A 364-nucleotide genomic window follows, 5' to 3' on the forward strand; every position below is an offset into this window, starting at 1 on the left:
GCCTCATCAGTTGGCGCCTCAAGCCAGGTGCGCCACTCCTCCGCGCTGGTGAGCAACACCGGCATCGCTTTGGGATGCACCGGCCCGACCACGCCATTCGCCTCGATCGTCACGAACGAGAACAGCTGGTGCTCCTCGGGCACGGGCTCGTCGAGCTTCGGCCCGCGCACGCCCGTCCAGGGCCGCCAGATCCCCGCGAAGGCGAAGAGCGGGCGGCTCTCGTCGAGGGCGAACCACACCGGCGTCTTGCGGGGTTTCGTGTCGGCGTACTCGCTGAACGAGGTGACCGGCACCAGGCAGCGGTGCACCGGCTTGAGCCAGGGCCGCCAGTAGGGAGAGGCGACGTTGCGCACGTTGGTGACCG

1 protein-coding gene is annotated in these 364 nt (G+C 69.2%); it reads right to left on the reverse strand.

Annotated elements, in window-relative coordinates; translation table 11 throughout:
- Nucleotides 1–364 (reverse strand): SOS response-associated peptidase family protein (locus tag MFF64_RS36670; protein WP_238193950.1); only part of this gene is annotated, 364 nt, incomplete at both ends.

Source organism: Methylobacterium frigidaeris (assembly GCF_022179185.1).
Taxonomy (GTDB): Bacteria; Pseudomonadota; Alphaproteobacteria; order Rhizobiales; family Beijerinckiaceae; genus Methylobacterium; species Methylobacterium frigidaeris.